Consider the following 16,088-nt stretch of genomic DNA (forward strand, 5'->3'; position numbering starts at 1 on the left):
TACGGGTAAATTGAATTCTACTTTGCCAATTGCACATCTCTAGTTTCGGGTAAATGCATTAAGGCTAGTATGCTGGCTGCCCCAAGAAAAATAGTTGGATACAAAAGGCCTGCAAGATCATTGCCCCATTGTTGATTGAGCCACGTAACAATGAGGGGCAGTAATCCCCCAATCCAGCCTGCTGCTAAGTTATGCGGAAAAGTGGCGGCGCTATTTCTGGTTTTGGCGGGAAACAGTTCGGCAAGCAGGGCAGTCTGGGGACCAACTACCAATGCAAGGATAAATGAGAGGCCAGTTAGCACTGCGCCAACTAGGCTTATATTTCCTTGCTCAGCAAGGTATTGCATCAACTGAAATGCGGGGTAGATGAATAGGGCGCCCAAGGTAAGGCCGCCAACTACTACAGGTTTACGGCCAATCTTGTCTGATAGCCAGCCTGAAAAGATGGTGAAGGGAAATAAGACCGCAGTTGCATAAATGCTGAGGAGATCAACTATCTCCGGCGCTAGCTTTACAGATGTTTTTAAAAAGATCGCCGTGTAAACCTGAACGCAAAAGAATAGAACGGCGCCACCAGATGAGATGCAGAAAAAAAGCAAAAACATTCTTTTGCGGGTTTGGGGGTCGCGAAAATTGGTGATGAATGGATTCTCGGCATGCTGCTTATTTTTGATTAACTCCAAAAAGATGGGCGTTTCTTCAAGAGCCATACGAGCTTTAAAGGCGATCATCAGTAAAACAATGGAAACCCAGAATGGCACGCGCCAACCCCAGGCCTGAAATTCTTCTGGAGTTAAGTAGCTTCTGAGTACAGCAATTTGCAATGTTGAAAATAGGATTCCTAACGGCCCCATCAGCTGTAAAAAACTAGTCTTAAATCCTCTACGTTCATTGCCTGCGTGTTCGGTGAGGTAGATAGCGCTACCGCCAATCTCTCCGCCCGCAGAAAGGCCTTGAAGTAGGCGCAGGCTGACTAGCAAGATAGGGGCCCAAATGCCTGCTTGAGCATACGTAGGTAAAAAGCCCACGCTAACAGTGGCAATACCCATCAAAGCAATGGTGATCATAAATACTGGCTTTCGGCCAATGCGATCGCCCATAGAGCCAAATAACGCTGCTCCAATGGGTCTGACTACCATTCCCACTCCAAAGGTCGCTAAGCTCGCCAAAAGGGCTGCATTCGGGTCTGTGGACGGAAAGAATAGAGGCGCAAAAATGACTGCTAGAGTGGCGAAAGTTAAAAAGTCATACCACTCTAAAAAGGTGCCAAAGCAGGCTGCAATTGCTACTTTTCGATAGGAATGGGAATTCTGAATTTGCATTAAGTTATTGATTTAATTAGGTTTATATCTAAATAGCGATATATTTGTTGCAGAGCAGCAAATACTTCTTGATTTGTCATTTTCATTCAGTTACAGTTTCATGGTGCAGTGCAATATTTAAGGCATCTGAAATCTCCTTAAATGCACTTAATTGACAGTTGTACCACTTAATTTCTGGAGAAATACATGAACCAAGATCAAATCACCGCTAAATTGTCCCAAATTAACAGCAAAGGCCTTGAGGCTACATTTTCTTTGAGCGAAGCTGCTTTGGAAAATGCTCAGAAATTGGCTGAGTTGAACTATGCCGCTTCTAAAGACGCATTAGTTAATACACAAGACAGCATTCAGCAAGTTTTGACTGCAAAAGATCCAAAGCAAGTTACTGAAATCTTCACTGCCGATTCTTTGCAAGCTGCTGGCAATCAAGCTGTTGCTTACCAAAAGAAAGTAAGCAAAGTATTGCGTGATAGCAATAAAGAGTTCGTAAATGTTGTTGATGCAAGCATCGACCAATTGCAAGATGGTTTCCAAGATTGGATCAACACAGTTGCTGCTAATGCACCTGCAGGTTCTGATACTTTCTTGTCTTCATTCAAAACTGTATACGGTAGTGCATTGCAAGGTTTTGAACAGTTCCGCGCTGCTAGCAAAGAGGCTTTTGCTACTGCAGAGAAAACTGCTGATCAAGCAATCGAAACTGTACAAGGCCAAATTGCTCAAGTTAAAAAATCTGCTACTCCTGCATCACGTAGCCGTAAAGCTGCTTAATTTAGAGCTTATACAGAACTAGATTTAGTAATAAGCCTTAAGAAAAAACCCCGCTTAGTGCAAACTAGGCGGGGTTTTTGTTTATCTAAGTCTTTTGAATATTCACTAAGACAGATAACTGGAATTACTCAAAGTCTGAAGATGATTCAATTAGTGGCGAAGCCAGGCTCTTACTGGGTTTGACGCCTAGTTCACGAACTTTTTCAGCGGAGCGAATAAGGTTGCCCTTACCAGTTTTTAGTTTATTAAACGCATCGTGATAACTTGTTTGCGCTTGATCTAATCGTTGACCTAGCTTCTCTAAGTCATCTACAAAGCCAACAAATTTGTCGTAAAGATTGCCGCACTGTTTTGCGATCTCCAATGCATTGCGATTTTGATGATCTTGTCGCCAGAGATGAGCAACCGTTCTAAGTGTCGCCATTAAAGTGCTTGGGCAAACTAAAACTATATTCTTGGCTAGTGCCTCTTGATATAGGTTGGGTGCAGTCTTCAACGCGAGCAAGAATGCAGGCTCTATCGGTACAAACATTAAAACGAAATCCACTGAGCCTACCCCATAGAGGGAGCTGTAGTTCTTTCCAGAAAGGCCTTGAATGTGTTGGCGCAGAGACTGAATATGCGCGGCCAGTTCTTGCTCGGCTGTTGCAGGGTCTGTGGTTTCGGCGTGTCTGGCATAGGCTGTAATCGATACTTTGCTGTCAACTACCAGGCTTCTACCCTCAGGCAGCTTGATAACAACGTCCGGCTGCAGGCGAGAGCCATCGCTTTGTGTATGGCTATCCTGAACTAAGTACTCTTCGCCCTTACGCAGGCCAGAGGATTCTAGAATTGATTCCAGGACTAACTCACCCCAATTGCCTTGCACCTTAGAGTCGCCCTTTAATGCTTGAGTTAAGGAGCGTGTTTCATCTGACATACGTAGATTCAGATTGGCTAAGCGCTCAATTTCACTTTTCAGAGCATGGCGCTCGCGAGCTTCATTGCCATAAGAGTTACTTACTTGCTCTTTAAATTCAGTGAGCTTAGTTTGTAAAGGCTTAAGAAGGGCATCTAGGCTTGCTGCATTTTGTTCGGTAAAGCGCTTGGATTTATCTTCCAAGATTTCATTGGCTAAATTTTTAAACTGATTTGTCAGTGCTTCTTTTGCTTCGTTGAGTGACTCAATTCTGCCTAAGCCCTGTTTGCGCTCTGAATCTAACTCAGCCTCAAGTCGAATTGCATTTTGCAATGCTTGATCACGTTCGATGCGAAGGTTTTGGGTTAGTGCAATCTCGGTCTGGGCCTGGAGCTCAACGCGAGCAAGGGCGGAACGTAAGTTAAGCGCATAAACTAAAAGGCCTGCACATAATCCTAATGGCAGGCCAAACAGTAGAAGAGAGCTTAAATCAAAACTCACAGCGTCAATAGTCTCTACAAAAAAAGTAATTAAGCTTTAACAAGCTTTTGGAGTTCGCCAGACTGAAACATTTCAGTCATGATGTCGGAACCACCAATAAATTCACCATTGATATAGAGCTGAGGAATGGTTGGCCAGTTTGCATATTCTTTGATGCCCTGACGAATGCCAGCGTCTTCGAGAACATTTACAGTGTGGAGTTTTTCTACGCCACTAGCGCGCAAGATATTCACAGCATTTCCAGAAAAGCCGCATTGCGGAAACTGAGCGGTCCCCTTCATGAACAAAACAACAGGGTGGCTAGTAACGATTTCTTTAATTTGAGCTTGAGTGTCCATACATTCTTTCTAATAAATTTCTACTGCAGCAGCCTTATTGCTAAGACAGTTTTAAAACAAGGTTTAGTTGATTTTAAGACTTAATGTGAAAAAAGGTTATTTGGCTTTATTTTCTGCCTGAGGCAATGCGGTAATGCCCACCCAAATCTACATGGGTTTGAATATCCCGCAACCCTGCTAGCTTCATTAGGGATACGACCGCTTCTGATTGGTCAAAACCATGTTCTACCGCAATCAAACCATTCGGGTTTAGGTGCGGCTGGGCCCCAAAAATAATGGTTTTAAGGCAGCTAAGTCCTGTGCCATGATCGGTGAGGGCTGAAAGAGGCTCAAAGCGTAAGTCACCCTGATTTAAGTGTGAATCTTGGGAGGCAATATAAGGTGGGTTACTCAAGATGACGTCAAAAGAGGCGCCAGCTTCAAGAGCTTCATACCAGCTGCCTTGGAAAAATTGCACACGATCGGCAATCTTCAATTGTTTTGCATTAGTTTCGGCAATCTCCAATGCCTCGGTGGATTGATCCGTCGCAGTAACCATGGCTTGAGGCGCTTCATTTGCAATCGCTAAGGCAATCGCGCCTGAGCCTGTGCCGAGATCCAAAATGCTTGCCGGAGTATTTAAGCGCTTTATTTCTTGCAGGCCAATTTCCACAAGAAGTTCTGTCTCCGGGCGCGGAATCAAAACGCCAGGGGCAACAAAAAGTTCAATGTTGTGAAAACCTCTTTTACCAATGAGGTAGGCAACTGGTTCACCTTGTAGCCTCTTGGATTCTAGTTTTTTCCAGTCTTCAAGCGCAATGTCATTAAGTTCTAATTCATCGCGTGATAGTAGGGCGGAGCGTGGAAGCTGGTAATGTTTTTCCAGAACATGCGCCATAAGTACTTTTGCATCAGCAGATGCAAGTGCCGAGTCTCTCAATAGAGCGCGTAGGCTTAAGTTGGCACTCACAGTTTCGATGATCGCTGCTTGATGACTTAGTTATCACCAAGAGCCGCTAGCAGCTCTGCTTGGTGCTCGGAGGCAAGGGCATTGCAAAGATCGTCTATATCGCCATCCATCATTGCATCAATCTTATATAGAGTGAGGTTGATGCGATGATCGGTAATACGACCTTGAGGGAAGTTATAAGTTCGGATGCGATCGCTACGATCTCCGGAGCCAATCAGAGATTTTCGGGTCTGTGCTTCGAGTTGATGCTTCTCGCGCTCGCGTGCATCCATGATGCGAGAAACTAATACTTTCATGGCTTGTTCACGGTTGCGGTGTTGGCTGCGATCATCTTGGCACTCCACTACTGTCCCTGTTGGCAAGTGAGTAATACGTACCGCGGAGTCTGTTTTATTAATATGCTGTCCACCAGCACCTGAGGCGCGGAAAGTATCGATTCTTAATTCAGCTGGGTTGATCTTGACCGCCTCCAGTTCATCTGCCTCAGGCATCACGGCTACAGTACAAGCAGAGGTGTGAATGCGGCCCTGAGTTTCTGTCTGTGGAACACGTTGCACGCGATGACCACCAGATTCAAACTTTAGGCGCGAGTAAACGGCTTGACCCACCAGGCGCAAGACCACTTCTTTATACCCACCCAAATCAGATTCAGCAGCACTGACTACTTCAACTTTCCAGCCTTGGCGTTCAGCAAAGCGCGTGTACATACGTAGAAGATCGCCTGCAAATAGCGCACTCTCATCGCCACCAGTACCTGCCCGAATTTCTAAGAAAACGTTACGTTCATCGTTCTCATCTTTAGGCAGCAAGAGCTTTTGGAGTGTGCCCTCAAGCACTTCCATCGTCGCCAAAGCCTGCTTCTGCTCTTCATCCGCGAAATCTTTCATTTCTGGATCTTTGCGCATATCTTCTGCTGCTTGAGCATCCGCTTCGGCTTGCTTGTAGAGCCCGAATTGCTCAACTACTGTCGCAATATCAGAATGTTCGCGCGTGAGCTTCCGATAGGCATCCATATCCTTGGTTGCTTCTTCGGAGGTTAATAAGGAATTGAGTTCGGCTAAGCGCGTGTCTAGGTGGTCTAGCTTAGCCCGCATGCTGGGCTTCATCTAATGGTCTTCTGGCTTGGAGTGCGAGGCGAATAATTTCGGTAACAACTTAATCAAGGCGTCACGCTCAGCGCCATTAGAGTGTTGCAGCGCATGGAGTGAGCCATGCAAAAATTTATTTGTGAGACCTTGCGCCATTGCATTGAGAACTTCTTGTGGGTCATCACCGCGCATCAAGCGCTTCATTGCACGCTCAAGCTCTAGTTGCCGCAAGCGTTCACCTTGCTGCTGAATATCCTGAATCAGTGGAACAGAATTGCGACCCTGCATCCAATGCATAAAGTTGCCAACACGATCTTCGATGATCGCCTCGGCTTGACTTACTGCCGCTTGACGTAAATTGGCGCCAGTTTGAATCATGACCCCTAAGTCATCTACTGTGTAGAGGTAGATGTCATCTAAGCGGGAGATTTCAGGTTCAAAGTCTCTTGGTACTGCCAAATCAATCATCACCATCGGCTTATGACGGCGCTGTTTAAGGGCGCTTTCCACCATGCCAAGGCCAATAATCGGAAGGGATGAGGCGGTACTAGAAACAATAATGTCAAATTCGTGGAGGCGGCCAGGTAGCTCGGAGAGCTTGAAGGACTCGGCCTCTACATCTTGTGCAGAAATAGAGTCTGCTAATTCTTGGCCACGCTCGATAGTGCGATTAGCGATTGCAACATTTTTAGGTTTACGTGCAACGAAATGTGTTGCACATAAGGTGATCATGTCACCAGCACCAATAAACAAAATCTTTTGATCTGAAATTTTTTCAAAGATGCGTTCAGAGAGTCGCACAGATGCTGCAGCCATTGAAATAGAGTGAGCGCCGATTTCAGTTGAGCCGCGCACCTCTTTGGCCACTGCGAATGTTTTCTGAAAGAGTTGATTGAGATAAGTTCCTAAAACACCAGCATCATTTGCCGTGCGGACCGCATCTTTCATTTGCCCTAAGATTTGAGTCTCACCAATGACCATCGAGTCTAGACCGCATGCCACTCTGAAGGCATGTCGAACTGCATCGGATTGTGGCAAAGAGTAAATATGAGGCTCAAGACTGCTAGGCGCAAGTTGTTGAGTTTTTGCTAGCCAATCAAAAGTTGCTTCATGCAAGATACTCGCAGCATTGTCATCATTCGCAGCGCAATACAGCTCGGTACGGTTGCATGTCGACAAAATAGTGGCTTCGGGCAGCCCAGCATGATTCGCACCAACCAAGTGTTGGCGTAGATCGTGCAACGCTTCTTGAAGAAATTCAGGGTCAAAGGCGACCTTTTCCCGAATGGCGACCGGCGCTGTGTGATGATTGATGCCGAGTGTCAACAACTTCATAATGGCAATTATAGATTTGATGGCAGCATTAATGGGGGTATCAATGGGGTTTTTAGCTTTTCTGGTGATTGGGGGTATTTCTGGGGTCTCAGCCTGGATCTTTTATCCCGGCCCCTCACAGGGCTTCAGGCCTGGGAAGGTCCTTGTAGCCTTCTTGCTCGGCTTCATTGCGGCTGCTGGCAGCTCGTTTTTAGGGCAATACTTGGGATTTTTTCAGTCCGGGCAAATATTGGAGTGGGCCAGCGCTATTTTTGCCTCTTGTACGGTAGCTTGCGTATTTACCGCTTTAACTAAATAAGTCATTTTGAACGCTCTCCACCCAACGGATGGGTGAGCTTTTGTGTTCAATCAACCACTGATTAGTTCTGCTGAAGTGATTGCAGCTTGCCTTGGCGCCGGGCTCCAAAAAGGGCTTCTCTGTTTTATATACCCCTAAGCCTGATGGGTGCGAAGATTGGAGAACAAGTTGGTTTTGGCCATCTTCAATCAAGGGCAGCTTGGATTGCGCGTGACCACCCCAGAGCATCCAAACTAAATGCGGCTTAGATTTAGAAAGCGCATTGATTAAATGATCAATCAAACTTTTCCACCCTAAATTGGTGTGACTGCCTGCTTCGCCCAGTCTGACGCTCAAGGCAGTATTGAGAAGAAGAACACCCTGCTTGGCCCAGCTATGCAGGTCACCGTTGGGTAAATGACCAAAACCTTCTAGCGCAAGTGCTTTGCTGATGTTGCGAAGCGAACTGGGAAATTCTCGAGAGTTGATTCCAATTTCCGCTGGAATAGAAAAAGCAAGTCCCTGGGCTAGTCCTGGAGAGTGATAGGGGTCTTGACCCAGAATCACGACCTTAACCGAATCCACTGGAGTCAGTTTGAGTGCTTTAAAAAAGTTTTGCGGTTCTGGCCTTACCGCGCCTGGATCAGAATTCAAAACAGTCTGCAAATTCTTTTCTAGCGATTCCCAATCTGCCGACTCAAAATAGTTTCCTAGTAGTGCACGCCAATCACTGGGGATATCGTCTTTTGAAAATAGTGCCTTCAATTTTGATCAGACATCTTTCTTTGGCGATAGCTCATATTGTGCAGGTGCTTGGGCGGATTGCAGTGAGACCATCCGCTCATGCTCAAGATCATCGCGATAAAAAGTGATACGTGTTTGAGTATTTTCAGAAAGGCTGCCCAAAACCCTATCCCAACGTGCGCTGGTGACCCTTTGCCCATCAACGCTAGCCAGTAAATCCCCGGCTGCTAGACCTGCTGTCTGGGCAATGCCGCTATCGAGCACATGAGTAATCTTGAGCCAACCATTCGCATCGGTATATCGCATGCCAAATTGCAATTTAAGTTTTTCCAAAGTTGATTGATGTTTTAGCTTTACGGCAACGAGGTTTGATCCAATCCATTTTTGCAATGGAATATCCTCAACGCCAAAAATATAACGTGCTTTTATGTCTGCCCAAATTTTGCTGAAACCTTCTCCCAGCAACTCTACTAACAAATCATCCAGCCCATCCTCAGCGATGCCATCCAGGGTGATGCCATGCTTGCGCCAAATGAGACGCATTAAATCATCTAGGGAGAGTTTGTTTTTGGAGAACGCGCGGATTTGTAAATCGAGGCCAAGAGCCAGTAATGCACCCTTCCCGTAGTAGCTAACAACGGCATTGGGTGTGTTTTCGTCTGCTTGGTAATACTTAGTCCAGGCATCAAATGAGCTATCAGCAAGGCTTTGCTTATGACGTCCAGGGCCGCGTGAGATGCCATTCCAGTTATCGGCAACCAGTCTTAGGTAGGTTTTGAGATCGATCCGCTTGCTGCGCAGTAGCTGAAGATCATCGTAATAACTAGTGAAGCCCTCAAATACCCAGAGTAAGCGAGTGTGATTTCTTTTTGCGAGATCATAAGGTTGAAAAGCTTTTGGCTGAATACGCTTAACCAGCCACGCATGAAAATATTCATGACTGCACAGGCCTAGAAATTCTCTATAAGCAGACTCTTCAAAGAGAATATTTTCCTGGGGGATTTGATCGCGTCGGCAAAGTAATGCAGTGCTATTGCGATGTTCAAGGCCGCCATAGCCATTCAGTACGGCATTAACTAAAAACAGATATTCCCCAAATGGGGCGCGCTTGGTTTTGGGTTCAAACAATTCAATAGTGCTGCTGCAGATTGCCTGAAGATCTTCAGCAAGGCGCTTAGAGTCAACAATGTGATTGCACCCCTGAATAGCCATGCGATGGGATACGCCATTAGATTTCCAGTGCACCAGTTGAAACTCGCCCATAGCGATAGGATGATCAAGTAAATCATCATAATTTTTTGCTAGATAAAAACCAAATCCACGCTCATCAGTCTTTGCTGCTCTTAAAGTCGTTTGTACTGTCCAGTGGTCTGCAAAAGCAAGCTCAGGCGCAGTGACGGCGAGAGAGCAGGGTAAATATTCTTGGCCTTTGACTGCAAGACATAGGCTGGTTGCGTTGAAGAAGGCTCGCTCAGTATCGAGATAGGCCGCACGAACTGATGAATCAAATGCGTAAACAGTTGTCAGGACTTCAATAGAGTCATTTGATGGCGGTAAACGCCAATGGTCGTTATCAATCCGCTCTACCGCAAGTTTCTTTCTAGTGCCCGTCCCTGAGAATGCTTCAAGTGACTCCACATGTTTACTGAAATCCCGAATTAAATAACTACCCGGAATCCAGGCCGGCATTTGCAGGATCTGACCAGTAGGGTCGGGGTTGGTAATGTGTAGCTTTACACGAAAACGATGACCATGAAGATCAGCCGGCCAGACCGTATATTGGATTGCAGGTAAGTCGACATTGTTCATGATGATTATTTCAGTGAATTAAATTTCTTTTCAATGTCAGTGATTTGTACGGCACCAGGGAAGCGGCTGCCATCTGTAAAGAATAAAGTTGGTGTGCCTGTAACCCCATAAGTCTTGGCAAAAGCCATATTCTTGTCTAGTGGTGTGCTGCAATCTGCTTTGCCACTAGGTGTAATGCCGTTAATCATCCAATCCATATAAGCCTTATATGGATCTGCTGAGCACCAAATTTGTTTTGATTTTTGTGCAGAATCTGGCGATAGGATTGGAATCAGATAGGTATAGATAGTGACGTTGTCCAATTGCTGCAGTGATTTTTCTAAGCGCTTACAGTAGCCACAATTAGGATCGGAGAAAACGGCAAGCTGACGGCTGCCATTGCCGCGAACATTTTTGATGGCGTTGGTAAGTGTTAAATCGCTCCATTTAATGCGATTTAAATCTGCCTGCCTTTGCTCAGTAATATTTTTACCGCTTGCAAGTTCAATGATTTCACCCTGAATCAGATATTTTCCAGAGGTGTCTGTATAAAAAATATCGTTGCCTACTAATACTTCGTACAAACCAGATACAGGCGCCGGAGAAACACTTTTGACTTTGGCATTAGTGCCCAATTTTTTTTGAATTTCTGTTTTGATTTGCTGTTCTGGTTGCGCATGCGCTAATCCAGCGCAAATAAGGCTGGCGCCAATAAAAGCAATCGTAGATAAGAATTTATTCAAAATCAATTTCTCCTAAAGCGCGTTCAATTAAGCGCTGTTTTATAAAGTGGCTTTTGTTCACAAGACCTAGACCCCAGTTACGAAGTTGTCGTTCTGTGTTGCTGCTTGCAGAAAATAGTTTCTTCAGTTTATCGGTAACCCATAGAAGGGCGCTGGTGTCACCTTGGCGTTGACGTTCATAGCGACGAAGTAACACGATGTCGCTTGGTGAGCGGAAGGACTCACGTTTACCTAAAATATTTAATAAGACAGCAACATCACGAAGTCCTAAATTGAGGCCTTGCCCCGCCAGAGGATGCATGACATGCGCGGCATCGCCAATGAGCACAACCTTTGGAGAGGCTTCTGGGCCGATAAAACGTTTGGCTCGAATTTTTCGTAAAGGATAGGCCGCTGGTATGGAGTTCAGAGTGAGTTCGCCTAACTGCTTAAGTATGACGCCATTCGCAATCGAAGCAAACTGATCTAGCCATTGGGCTTGATCAAGCTTTAATAAATCAGCCGCACGCTCAGGTGAGGTGGACCAGACCATGGAAACTTGTTTGCCTGGTAAAGGCAACATGGCAACTATGTCGCCACCTGGTAAGAACCACTGAAATGCAGTTTCTAAGTGTGGATAGGTACAGAGCCAATTAGCTACCACCGCGCTTTGCGAATAACTTTCTTCACTAGCGCTAATCCCAAGCTCATTGCGAATGGGGGAGTTGGCACCATCGGCTGCAATGACTAGTTGCGCGCGAATGCTGCCGCCATTTTTTAAATGCAAAGTACTTCCATCTGCATCTACATGAATTTTTTCTACGACATCACTGATACGTTCTAGCTTGTTTTGAAAGCGTGATGCTTGATCAAGGGTGTGCTCAATTAAGTTGGACTCTCCAATCCAGGCGAGCTGAGGTGTTCCTGCTTCAAATGCCGAAAGGTGGAGTTGGTCATTTTTTTCGCCCCTATCGCCGTAGATGCGCATATCTCGGACCGGCTGCAGGCGGCTGTGATCAATTGCGTCCCAAATTTGTAGGTGAGCCAGCAATTTTTGAGTGCTTGGGGAAAAAGCGTAGATTCGTTGTCCCCATTGGGTGCCTTGTGGACTAGCAATGCTTTGTCCTAAATCGGGAGCTATTTCAATGGTTTGCAGGCCTAGTTGAGCTAGGCCGAGGGCGCAAGCCTTACCAGCAATCCCTCCGCCGACCACAACAACGTCTGCTGTGCGCATTTGGGAGGGGTGGCCTGAGGATTTGGACAGGGAATTTGAGTGAACTTCTGACATAACTCGATGATATCGAAACCAGCCCCTTTACAATAAGGTCATGTCTTTGAAATGTGGCATCGTCGGCCTGCCTAACGTCGGCAAATCTACCCTCTTTAATGCGCTTACCAAAGCTGGAATCGCAGCGGAAAACTATCCTTTCTGCACGATTGAGCCCAATGTAGGCGTGGTTGAGGTTCCTGACCCCCGTTTAGCCGCACTGGCTGAGATCGTGAAGCCTGAGCGCATTCTGCCGGCAGCAGTCGAATTTGTCGATATTGCTGGTTTGGTGGCTGGCGCCTCAAAAGGTGAAGGTCTTGGCAATCAGTTTTTGGCCAATATCCGTGAAACCGATGCCATTACCCATGTGGTGCGGTGTTTTGAGGATCCAAACGTGATTCACGTTGCCGGAAAAATTGATCCCATCGCCGATATTGGCGTGATTGATACCGAGTTGGCCCTATCCGATTTGGCTACAGTAGAGAAAACTCTAAATCGTTCAAGCAAGGCTGCAAAGTCTGGCAATGACAAAGAGGCTGCCGCTTTGGTTGCTGTTCTCACTAAAGTTCAAGCCCATCTGGATTCTGCTTTGCCAGTTCGTAGCTTGAACTTAAGTGATGACGAAAAATTACTGATTAAGCCTTTGTGCTTGATTACAGCTAAGCCTGCAATGTATGTTGCGAACGTGAAAGAAGACGGCTTCTCAAACAATCCGCACCTCGATGCTGTTAAGCAACATGCCGCAAAAGAAGGTGCGCCGGTCGTAGCGGTTTGTGCTGCAATTGAAGCAGAAATTGCCGACTTGGATGAGGCTGACAAGATTGAGTTCTTGGCTGATCTGGGGATGGAAGAGCCGGGCCTAGATCGTGTGATTCGTGCGGGTTATTCATTGCTCGGCTTGCAAACCTATTTCACTGCGGGTGTTAAAGAGGTTCGCGCCTGGACTATTCACCAAGGTGATACAGCGCCACAAGCTGCTGGTGTTATTCATACGGATTTTGAGCGCGGGTTTATTCGTGCTCAAACTATTTCTTATGATGACTTCGTTCAGTTCAAAGGTGAGGCGGGCGCCAAGGAAGCAGGCAAGATGCGCGCTGAAGGCAAGGAATACGTTGTGAAGGATGGAGACGTATTGAACTTCTTGTTTAACGTCTAAGAAGTTCTATTCCAGCCAAATAAAAAAGCCCTGAAAAGGGCTTTTTGTTTATGCAGCCAAAGAATCTGAAATCTTGATTAAGAGGCTTTGACAGCCTTTTCCAAGCATTTAGAAATTTCTTCATAGCGCTTCAGTGCCATTTTGGTGGGCAACACTTCTTTTTTGCGACCATCCGCATTGGCAGCCATTTTGATATAACCCAAGGCGCTGAGATTTTTGAGTCGACCATGCAAGGTGGCTTGTGAACCGAGGTCAGCAATAGAAATTAGATCGCCAACCAAAATCGCTTGCTTTGCATGAGCGCAGGCAACGATCTTATCGAGCAAGCTTTCTTCAATGCAGTCCAGTTTTTTCCCTGGATTGATGCGATCGATAGTATCAATCAGATTAAGAAACTTAATATAGGACGAGGTTTTAAGAGTTGGCATTTGCGCTTGAGATTTATTTGTTATTAGCTTTTGAGCTAACATGAGTGTATTCCTAACCACCCATTTTAGCAATTGACGCACATCAATTAAAAATAATCCATACTGATTGCAATGTCTAAATTCTTCACAATTTCTTCAGAATGGTTTATTGGGTGCGCTATTAGTGCGATGGCGTACACATTTCTCTTTTATTTCAATGGTTGGCTAACCAATAGTTTGGTATTTGGTTTGGGGGTGAATTGGATTTATCTTCCCGCTGGCTTACGTTTATTTCTAACTTTGATTTTTGGTTTGCCTGGCGCTCTAGGAATTGCAGCCGCCTCTTTCCTGATTAGCTACTACGGTGACTTCCCGCATGAATTAACACTTTGCATTGGCATTGGATTAATTTCAGGATTTGCGCCGTACTTAGCTAGATATTTTGTATTTAGCAATCTGCGGCTTGAATCAGATTTAAGCAATCTAAATTTTCCAAAATTGATAGCCTGTATATTGATTTATTCCCTGTTGTCAGCGGGCCTACACCAATGGTGGTTTTCTACTATGACCTTAGAAGATACGGGGAGCGTAAATCACTTTGTAGTGATGTTTATAGGCGATGTATTGGGATCGCTGCTACTGATCTCGTTAATCAAATACTGCTTAGATCTCTTGAGAAAAGTTAGGCAAACAGCTCACTAAGAGCGGCGCCCGGGTCGGCGGCACGCATAAAGGCTTCACCCACCAAGAAGGCATTCACTTGGTGTTCGCGCATGAGCTGAACATCGGCACGACCCAATATCCCAGACTCTGTTACCAATGTTTTGCTACTCGGAACCATAGATAGCAGAGAGAGCGTAGTTTGCAGAGTTACCTCAAAAGTCTTGAGGTTACGATTATTAATACCAAGTAGTGGTGTCTTGAGTTCCAGCGCTTGCTCCAGCTCGGGAGCATTGTGTACCTCGACCAATACATCCAAACCTAGCTCGTGCGCGCAGGCTTCTAACTCTTTCATTTGATTGAGTTCCAAGCAAGCCACGATTAACAGAATTGCATCTGCACCAATCGCGCGGGCTTCATAAACTTGATATGGGTCTATGGTGAAGTCTTTACGCAAAACGGGAATACTGCAAGCAGCACGAGCTTGCTGGAGGTAGTCGTTGCAGCCTTGAAAATAATCCACATCCGTTAGAACTGATAAACAAGCGGCGCCATGTTTTTCATAGGACTTGGCAATATCTGCTGGTATGAAGTTCTCGCGCAAGATCCCTTTGCTTGGGCTCGCCTTCTTAATTTCAGTGATCACACCAGCTTTACCAGCCGAAATCTTTCTCTCTATAGACTGAATAAAGCCTCTAGGCTTCAGAAGCGCGTCTAGATTGTTTGCTTCAGCTTGCTCGCGTTGATTGGCAAGCGACACTTTATTAAGGCAGTTAGCAACTTCAATCTTTTTGGTTGCAACAATTTTGTCGAGGATATCGCTCATGAATAATGACTTATTTAGATTGTGTTGCTGCTACGAATGCGTCTAGCTTCTGACGGGCAGCACCCGATGCAATAGCGGCTTTGGCAAGTTCAACACCGCTAGCGATGTCTTTAGCCACGCCCGCAACGTAAAGCGTTGCACCTGCATTCAGGCAAACAATATCGCTTGCTGCGCCTGGCTTGCCATCGAGAACCTCAAGAACAATCTTCTTGGACTCTTCAGCGTTAGCCACTTTGAAGCCATTGGTTAGGGCTGTATTTAGGCCAAAGTCTTTTGGATGAATTTCATATTCACGCACCACACCATCTTTGAGCTCTCCAACTAGGGTTGGTCCCTCTAAAGAAATTTCATCAAGACCATCGCGTCCGTAAACAACTAATGCGTGCTCCATTCCTAATGCCTGCAATACATGCGCCTGAATTCCTACTAGATCAGGGTGGAACACCCCCATCAAGATACGCTTGGCATCTGCAGGGTTGGTGAGGGGGCCCAAGATATTAAAAATGGTTCGTACGCCGAGCTGCTTACGAATTGGAACAACATTTTTCATTGCTGGATGATGGTTTGGGGCAAACATAAAGCCTGCTCCTACCGTTGAGATGCATTTGGCTACTTGATCGGCGGACAGCGCAAGATTAACGCCAAGCGCTTCTAAAACATCAGCGCTACCGGACTTGCTGCTCACGCTACGGTTGCCGTGTTTAGCAATCTTAGCTCCCGCACCTGCTGCGACAAACATCGCTGCAGTCGAGATATTGAATGTGTGTGCGCCATCGCCGCCTGTGCCTACGACATCGACCAGGTGACTACGGTCATCCACTTTTACAGAGGTTGCAAACTCACGCATGACTTGTGCAGCAGCAGCGATTTCACCAACTGTTTCTTTTTTGGTGCGCAGTGCAACCAATAATCCAGCAACCAACTCTGGTGACATCTCGCCGCTCATGATGAGACGCATCATGGCAGTCATCTCGTCATGAAATAGTTCGCGATGTTCAATGCAGCGTTGTAAGGCTTCTTGCGGAGTAATTGGCATAGC

The 16,088-nt window shown here is 45.9% G+C and carries 17 protein-coding genes; 4 read left to right on the forward strand and 13 right to left on the reverse strand.

Annotated features, from left to right (window positions below; genetic code table 11):
• Positions 1-17: 17 nt before the first annotated feature.
• Complete coding sequence (locus ICN10_RS05295) at positions 18-1,322, reverse strand: MFS transporter (protein ID WP_216213363.1); 1,305 nt, start codon at positions 1,320-1,322, stop codon at positions 18-20.
• A gap of 186 nt (positions 1,323-1,508) precedes the next feature.
• Between ICN10_RS05295 and ICN10_RS05300 the strand changes: the two genes are divergently transcribed.
• Positions 1,509-2,093, forward strand: coding sequence for a phasin family protein (locus ICN10_RS05300; protein WP_216213367.1), 585 nt, complete (start codon positions 1,509-1,511; stop codon positions 2,091-2,093).
• A gap of 124 nt (positions 2,094-2,217) precedes the next feature.
• Here ICN10_RS05300 and ICN10_RS05305 read toward each other — a convergent pair whose 3' ends face one another.
• The 5 genes from ICN10_RS05305 to hemA form a co-directional block, all read right to left on the reverse strand.
• On the reverse strand, positions 2,218-3,492 hold the full coding sequence (locus ICN10_RS05305) for a DNA recombination protein RmuC (RefSeq protein ID WP_216213370.1): 1,275 nt from the start codon (positions 3,490-3,492) through the stop codon (positions 2,218-2,220).
• Between the two features lie 29 nt (positions 3,493-3,521).
• Entirely contained in the window at positions 3,522-3,830 is a 309-nt protein-coding gene (grxD, locus tag ICN10_RS05310) for a Grx4 family monothiol glutaredoxin (RefSeq protein WP_068320233.1), read from the reverse strand.
• Positions 3,831-3,936: 106 nt separating this feature from the next.
• Positions 3,937-4,779, reverse strand: coding sequence for a peptide chain release factor N(5)-glutamine methyltransferase (prmC, locus tag ICN10_RS05315; protein WP_216213373.1), 843 nt, complete (start codon positions 4,777-4,779; stop codon positions 3,937-3,939).
• A 26-nt stretch (positions 4,780-4,805) separates the two neighbouring features.
• Positions 4,806-5,885, reverse strand: coding sequence for a peptide chain release factor 1 (prfA, locus tag ICN10_RS05320; RefSeq protein WP_216213376.1), 1,080 nt, complete (start codon positions 5,883-5,885; stop codon positions 4,806-4,808).
• Positions 5,886-7,202, reverse strand: a complete 1,317-nt coding sequence (gene hemA / locus ICN10_RS05325; protein WP_215348239.1) for a glutamyl-tRNA reductase — start codon at positions 7,200-7,202, stop codon at positions 5,886-5,888.
• 1 nt (position 7,203) lies between these two features.
• Between hemA and ICN10_RS05330 the strand changes: the two genes are divergently transcribed.
• Positions 7,204-7,500, forward strand: coding sequence for a hypothetical protein (locus ICN10_RS05330; protein WP_255536812.1), 297 nt, complete (start codon positions 7,204-7,206; stop codon positions 7,498-7,500).
• Here the strand turns inward: ICN10_RS05330 and ICN10_RS05335 are convergent.
• From ICN10_RS05335 to ICN10_RS05350, 4 genes are read right to left on the reverse strand one after another with little or no spacing between them, the layout of a single operon-like run.
• Complete coding sequence (locus ICN10_RS05335; protein ID WP_216213379.1) at positions 7,489-8,244, reverse strand: uracil-DNA glycosylase; 756 nt, start codon at positions 8,242-8,244, stop codon at positions 7,489-7,491. The genes ICN10_RS05330 and ICN10_RS05335 overlap by 12 nt on opposite strands.
• Before the next feature lie 6 nt (positions 8,245-8,250).
• Entirely contained in the window at positions 8,251-10,032 is a 1,782-nt protein-coding gene (locus tag ICN10_RS05340) for a M61 family metallopeptidase (protein WP_216213383.1), read from the reverse strand.
• Between the two features lie 5 nt (positions 10,033-10,037).
• On the reverse strand, positions 10,038-10,754 hold the full coding sequence (locus ICN10_RS05345; RefSeq protein ID WP_216213386.1) for a DsbC family protein: 717 nt from the start codon (positions 10,752-10,754) through the stop codon (positions 10,038-10,040).
• Positions 10,747-11,967, reverse strand: coding sequence for an FAD-dependent monooxygenase (locus tag ICN10_RS05350; protein WP_255536813.1), 1,221 nt, complete (start codon positions 11,965-11,967; stop codon positions 10,747-10,749). Before ICN10_RS05350 ends, ICN10_RS05345 begins: the two co-directional genes overlap by 8 nt.
• A 94-nt stretch (positions 11,968-12,061) precedes the next feature.
• Here ICN10_RS05350 and ychF point away from each other — a divergent pair, with 94 nt between their 5' ends.
• On the forward strand, positions 12,062-13,156 hold the full coding sequence (ychF, locus tag ICN10_RS05355) for a redox-regulated ATPase YchF (protein ID WP_216213392.1): 1,095 nt from the start codon (positions 12,062-12,064) through the stop codon (positions 13,154-13,156).
• Between the two features lie 77 nt (positions 13,157-13,233).
• Here the strand turns inward: ychF and ICN10_RS05360 are convergent, their stop codons facing one another.
• On the reverse strand, positions 13,234-13,626 hold the full coding sequence (locus ICN10_RS05360; protein ID WP_255536814.1) for a hypothetical protein: 393 nt from the start codon (positions 13,624-13,626) through the stop codon (positions 13,234-13,236).
• Between the two features lie 69 nt (positions 13,627-13,695).
• Between ICN10_RS05360 and ICN10_RS05365 the strand changes: the two genes are divergently transcribed.
• Entirely contained in the window at positions 13,696-14,265 is a 570-nt protein-coding gene (locus ICN10_RS05365) for a hypothetical protein (protein ID WP_255536815.1), read from the forward strand.
• On the opposite strand, the gene trpC is transcribed toward ICN10_RS05365, so the two are convergent.
• Both trpC and trpD read right to left on the reverse strand, forming a co-directional pair.
• The gene (gene trpC, locus ICN10_RS05370; RefSeq protein WP_216213393.1) at positions 14,246-15,049 is read right to left on the reverse strand and encodes an indole-3-glycerol phosphate synthase TrpC; all 804 of its coding nucleotides are present in this window, start codon (positions 15,047-15,049) and stop codon (positions 14,246-14,248) included. The genes ICN10_RS05365 and trpC overlap by 20 nt on opposite strands.
• A 10-nt stretch (positions 15,050-15,059) precedes the next feature.
• The gene (trpD, locus tag ICN10_RS05375; protein ID WP_216213396.1) at positions 15,060-16,085 is read right to left on the reverse strand and encodes an anthranilate phosphoribosyltransferase; all 1,026 of its coding nucleotides are present in this window, start codon (positions 16,083-16,085) and stop codon (positions 15,060-15,062) included.
• Positions 16,086-16,088: the final 3 nt, after the last annotated feature.

It is taken from the genome of Polynucleobacter sp. 86C-FISCH (assembly GCF_018882415.1).
Taxonomy (GTDB): domain Bacteria; phylum Pseudomonadota; class Gammaproteobacteria; order Burkholderiales; family Burkholderiaceae; genus Polynucleobacter.

Excerpts from the sequence above, each read along its gene's own strand:
- ICN10_RS05300 (WP_216213367.1), top strand. The coding sequence starts at position 1,509 with ATGAACCAAGATCAAATCACCGCTAAATTGTCCCAAATTAACAGCAAA.
- trpC (WP_216213393.1), bottom strand. The coding sequence starts at position 15,049 with ATGAGCGATATCCTCGACAAAATTGTTGCAACCAAAAAGATTGAAGTT.
- ICN10_RS05340 (WP_216213383.1), bottom strand. The coding sequence starts at position 10,032 with ATGAACAATGTCGACTTACCTGCAATCCAATATACGGTCTGGCCGGCT.
- trpD (WP_216213396.1), bottom strand. The coding sequence starts at position 16,085 with ATGCCAATTACTCCGCAAGAAGCCTTACAACGCTGCATTGAACATCGC.
- ICN10_RS05330 (WP_255536812.1), top strand. The coding sequence starts at position 7,204 with ATGGCAATTATAGATTTGATGGCAGCATTAATGGGGGTATCAATGGGG.
- ychF (WP_216213392.1), top strand. The coding sequence starts at position 12,062 with ATGTCTTTGAAATGTGGCATCGTCGGCCTGCCTAACGTCGGCAAATCT.
- prfA (WP_216213376.1), bottom strand. The coding sequence starts at position 5,885 with ATGAAGCCCAGCATGCGGGCTAAGCTAGACCACCTAGACACGCGCTTA.
- hemA (WP_215348239.1), bottom strand. The coding sequence starts at position 7,202 with ATGAAGTTGTTGACACTCGGCATCAATCATCACACAGCGCCGGTCGCC.
- ICN10_RS05365 (WP_255536815.1), top strand. The coding sequence starts at position 13,696 with ATGTCTAAATTCTTCACAATTTCTTCAGAATGGTTTATTGGGTGCGCT.
- grxD (WP_068320233.1), bottom strand. The coding sequence starts at position 3,830 with ATGGACACTCAAGCTCAAATTAAAGAAATCGTTACTAGCCACCCTGTT.
- ICN10_RS05350 (WP_255536813.1), bottom strand. The coding sequence starts at position 11,967 with ATGCGCACAGCAGACGTTGTTGTGGTCGGCGGAGGGATTGCTGGTAAG.
- ICN10_RS05295 (WP_216213363.1), bottom strand. The coding sequence starts at position 1,322 with ATGCAAATTCAGAATTCCCATTCCTATCGAAAAGTAGCAATTGCAGCC.
- ICN10_RS05360 (WP_255536814.1), bottom strand. The coding sequence starts at position 13,626 with ATGTTAGCTCAAAAGCTAATAACAAATAAATCTCAAGCGCAAATGCCA.